Genomic DNA, 4,706 nt, shown 5'->3' on the forward strand with positions numbered 1-4,706 from the left:
TCACGGACAGGCATGGCAGCAGGGAACATCATGGCAGTGCTGAAGGTAATGGCAGACATGGTACGACCTCGATTCAACCGGACTGGAGGCGATGCAGGGCGCATCGCCGCACGCTGCTCAGGCGCGGGCTAGTAGTCGTAGGTCGAGGTCGTACGCAGTCATGTTCATGCTCCCTAGGGAATCAGGCCTGGCGCGCCTTGTCAACCCCGGCGTTCCAGGAGCGCCTCCATCCGCGACAGCTGGTCGCGCAGTTCGCGCACGTCGCTGCGCAGCCCGTGAAGCTCCGCGGCCTCCCCCTCCCCGCTCTCCAGCTCGACCTGGATGCTCTCCTTCTGCATCACGTCGAGCACGATACCGATCATCATGTTGAGGAAGATGAAGGCGTTGAGGAAGATGAAGGTCAGGAAGTAGATCCAGGCATAGGGGTAGTGCTCCATGGTCGGATAGAGCACCGCGGTGGCCCAGCTCTCGAAGGTGGCCACCTGGAAGAGCGTCAGCATGGCGAGCGAGATGTTGCCCCACAGCCGCTCATCGACGCTGGCGAACAGGAAGCTGCCGATGGCGCCGTAGATGTAGAAGATGATGAACATCAACAGCGCCACATAGCCCATGCGCGGGATCGACTTGAACAGCGCCGCGATCAGGATGCGCAGCTCGGGAATCATCGAGACCAGGCGCAGCACCCGGAAGATGCGCAGCAGCCGCGCCAGCAGCACCATCTCCGAGTCTTCCAAGGGAATCAGGCTGGCGGTGACGATGATGAAGTCGAAGACGTTCCAGCCCTTCTTGAAGAAGTCGCGCAGGCGCCGCTCCGCGGCCATGCGGATCAGGATCTCCACCAGGAAGAAGAGCGTGACGCCGACGTCGAGCCACAGCATCACCTCCTGGAAGCGGCTCACCTCCTCCTCGTAGGTCTTGGCGCCGATCAGCAGCGCCGAGACCACGATGATGGTGATCACCGTCAGCTCGAAGGCCTTGTTGCTGCGCAGCCGCTCGAAGCGGTCGCGCCAGATGTCGAAGGGGGCGTTCACGTCCACTACTCCTCCAGATCCACCTGGCGATACCCGATCAGGTAGAGCACCGCATCGAGGCCCAGCGTCGAGATCGAGTGGTTGGCCTGGGCGCGCACCAGCGGCTTGGCCCGGAAGGCGATGCCCAGCCCCGCGGCGGCCAGCATCTTGAGATCGTTGGCGCCGTCACCCACGGCGATGGTCTGCTCCACAGCAAGCCCTTCGCGGGCGGCGATCTCGCCCAGCAGCTCGGCCTTGCGGTCGGCGTCGAGGATCGGCTCGCGCACCTCGCCGGTCACCTTGCCGTCCGCGATGACCAGTTCGTTGGCGTGGATCTCGTCGAAGCCGAGCGTCTCCTGCAGGTGGCGGGCGAAGTAGGTGAACCCGCCCGAGAGGATCGCCGTGCGGTAGCCCAGGCGCTTGAGCTGCTTCATCAGCCGCTCGACGCCGTCCATCAGCGGCAGCGTCTCGGCGATCTCGGCCAGTACCGACTCGTCGAGGCCACGGAGCTTGGCCATACGCTCGCGGAAGCTCTGCTGGAAGTCCAGCTCGCCGCGCATGGCCCGCTCGGTGACCGCCGCCACCTCTTCATAGACGCCGTGGCGGCGCGCCAACTCATCGATCACCTCGGCCTGGATCAGGGTCGAATCCATGTCGAAGCAGACCAGACGCCGGTGCCGACGCCAGATGGAGTCCTCCTGGATGGCGATGTCCACGCCGTGCATGGCACCCAGAGCCAGGGCCTTCTCGCGCAGGGCCTCGAGGTCGATCTCCTCGCCGCGCAGCCAGCACTCCACGCAGGCCCCCTGGATGCTGTGGTGGTCGCGGGGCACGCCTCCGTCCAGGGGCTCGCGCCCCGAGAGGCGGTGGATCAGCTCCACGGTGAGGCCGTGCTCGGCGGTGAGCGCCCCCACCTCGGCCAGGATGCCGGCGGGCAGATGGGGTGCCAGCAGGGTGAGGATCAGCCGCGGCTGGCCGGCATGGGCACTCCAGCGCTGGTAATCCTCGGCGCTGACCTGGATCGCCTGGACGTCGAGCCCCAGGGCATCGCCGGCGGCGGAGAGCGCCCCTTCGAGGTCGGCCTCGTGGTTGAGTCCCACCAGGGCCTCCAGGGAGAGCAGGTCGAAGGTGACGCTCTGGTTGATGTCCAGCAGGCGCGCGCCGCTGGCGGCCAGGGCCCTGCCCAGCCCGGCCAGCTGGCCCGGCCGCGCCGCGCCGGTAGCGCGGATCAGTACTCGTCGTGTCATATAAACCCCTGTCTAGAGCCGTAGGAGCCCGATTTATCGGGCGATTGGCGGTGTTGGCCATCGCGCGATAAATCGCGCTCCTACAGCGCTTTCACTCGGCGACTTCCAGCCGGTCGACCTTCTGCAGGCCGCGGGGCAGCTTGCTGCCGCGGCGGCCGCGCTCACCGCGATAATACGCGAGATCGTCGGGCTTGAGGGTGAGATGGCGCTTGCCGGCGTGGACCACCAGGCTGGCGCCGGCGGGCAGCAACACCAGGTCGCGCACGAACTCCTCGCGGCGCGCGGCTCGTGGCCCGGGGATATCGAGCATCTTGTTGCCCTTGCCCTTGGCCATCTCGGGGAGCTGCTCGAGGGGGAAGAGCAGCAGTCGCCCCTCGTTGGAGACCGACGCCACCCAGACGCTCTCCCCCGCCGGGACCGCCACCGGCGGCAGCACGTTGCACCCCTTGGGCACCGAGAGCACCGCCTTGCCGGACTTGTTCTTGCCGACCAGCTCCTCGAGCCGCGCCACGAAGCCGTAGCCGCCGTCGGAGGCAAGCAGGTAGCGGGTGGCGGGCGGGGCCAGCATCACCCCAGCCATATGGGCGCCGGCCACCACGTTGACCCGGCTGGTGACCGGCTCGCCCTGGCCGCGCGCGCTGGGCAGGTTGTGGGCGGCCAGGGTATAGGCGCGGCCGGTGTCGTCGAGCAGCACCAGGGGCTGGTTGGTCTTGCCCCGGACGGCCAGGGCGAAGCGGTCGCCGGCCTTGAAGGAGAGCCCCGCCGGGTCGATCTCGTGGCCGCGGGCCGCGCGGATCCAGCCCTTCTCGGAGAGCACCACGGTGACGGGGTCGGCCCCCACCAGCTCCACCTCGGAGAGCGCCCGGGCCTCCTCGCGCTCGACGAGGGGCGAGCGACGTGGATCACCGTGCTCCGCGGCCGCGGCGCGCAGCTCCTCCTCGATCAGGTCGGTGAGCTTGGCCTCGTTGCCGAGCAGCTCCTGGAGCCGCTTGCGCTCCGCCTCGAGCTCCTCCTGCTCGCCGCGGATCTTGATCTCCTCGAGCCTGGCGAGGTGGCGCAGGCGCAGCTCGAGGATCGCCTCGGCCTGGCGGTCGCTGAGGCCGAAGGCTTCCATCAGGGCGGGCTTGGGGGCGTCCTCCTCGCGGATGATGCGGATCACCTCGTCGATGTTGAGGTAGGCGATCAAGAGCCCCTCGAGCAGGTGCAGGCGATCCTCCACCTTGCCCAGGCGGTGCTCCAGGCGCCGGCGCACCGTGGAGCGGCGGAAGCGCAGCCACTCGCCGAGCAGGTCGGGCAGCGGCATGACCCGGGGCCGGCCGTCGAGGCCGATCACGTTCATGTTGACCCGGATGTTTTTCTCGAGGTCGGTCGTGGCGAAGAGGTGCGCCATCAGCGCCTCGATGTCGACGCGGTTGGAGCGCGGCTCGATCACCAGCCGGGTGGGCTCCTCGTGGGTCGACTCGTCGCGCAGGTCGGCCACCATGGGCAGCTTCTTGGCCTGCATCTGGGCGGCGATCTGCTCGAGGATCTTGGCCCCGCTCACCTGGTAGGGCAGCGCGGTGACCACGATGCTGCCCTCTTCCATCCCATAGCGGGCGCGCAGCTTCACCGAGCCGCGGCCGCTCTCGTAGAGCTTCCGCAGGTCGGCGCGGGGCGTGATGATCTCCGCCTCGCTGGGGAAGTCCGGCGCCGGCAGGTGCGCGGCGAGATCGGCGGTGGTGGCCTCGGGGTGGCGCAGCAGGTGGCAGGTCGCCTCCACCACCTCGTTCACGTTGTGCGGCGGGATGTCCGTGGCCATGCCCACGGCGATGCCGGTGCCGCCGTTGAGCAGCACGTGGGGCAGCCGCGCCGGCAGCACCACCGGTTCGTTCATGGTGCCGTCGAAGTTGGGGGTCCAGTCCACGGTGCCCTGGCCCAGCTCGGCGAGCAGCACCTCGGAAAACTTCGACAGCCGCGCCTCGGTGTAGCGCATGGCGGCGAAGGACTTGGGATCGTCGGGGCTGCCCCAGTTGCCCTGGCCGTCCACCAGCGGGTAGCGGTAGCTGAAGGGCTGGGCCATCAGCACCATGGCCTCGTAGCAGGCGCTGTCGCCGTGGGGGTGGAACTTGCCGAGCACATCGCCGACGGTGCGCGCCGACTTCTTGTACTTGGCGTTGGCGCCCAGCGCCAGTTCGCGCATGGCGTAGACGATACGCCGCTGCACCGGCTTCATGCCGTCGCCGATATGGGGCAGTGCCCGGTCGAGGATGACGTACATCGAGTAGTCGAGGTACGCCTTCTCGGTGTAGTCGCGCAGCGAGAGGCGCTCGACGTCGCCCTCCGCCACCTGGATATCCATGGTCATGGGTTCGCGGCCCTGTTGGTCGTCATGGAATGATTCGCGGGCCGTGGCCCGCACTGTTCATAGCGCCTAGCGCCGAGCGCCTAGCGCCGCAGCATGATGCCTGCC

The 4,706-nt window shown here is 68.2% G+C and carries 3 protein-coding genes; all 3 read right to left on the reverse strand.

Annotated elements, in window-relative coordinates:
* Window positions 1-200: 200 nt before the first annotated feature.
* Window positions 201-1,031, reverse strand: a complete 831-nt coding sequence (locus J5F18_RS15565; protein WP_346299473.1) for an ion transporter — start codon at window positions 1,029-1,031, stop codon at window positions 201-203.
* A 5-nt stretch (window positions 1,032-1,036) separates the two neighbouring features.
* On the reverse strand, window positions 1,037-2,257 hold the full coding sequence (gene serB / locus J5F18_RS15570; protein WP_346299474.1) for a phosphoserine phosphatase SerB: 1,221 nt from the start codon (window positions 2,255-2,257) through the stop codon (window positions 1,037-1,039).
* A gap of 91 nt (window positions 2,258-2,348) precedes the next feature.
* Window positions 2,349-4,601 carry a DNA topoisomerase IV subunit A gene (parC, locus tag J5F18_RS15575; RefSeq protein WP_346299475.1) on the reverse strand — a complete coding sequence of 751 codons (2,253 nt, stop codon included), beginning with the start codon at window positions 4,599-4,601 and terminating at the stop codon, window positions 2,349-2,351.
* Window positions 4,602-4,706 lie beyond the last annotated feature (105 nt).

The organism is Halomonas sp. BM-2019 (genome assembly GCF_017584085.1).

Coding starts and splice junctions, on each gene's coding strand:
- serB (WP_346299474.1), bottom strand. CDS start 2,257: ATGACACGACGAGTACTGATCCGCGCTACCGGCGCGGCGCGGCCGGGC.
- parC (WP_346299475.1), bottom strand. CDS start 4,601: ATGACCATGGATATCCAGGTGGCGGAGGGCGACGTCGAGCGCCTCTCG.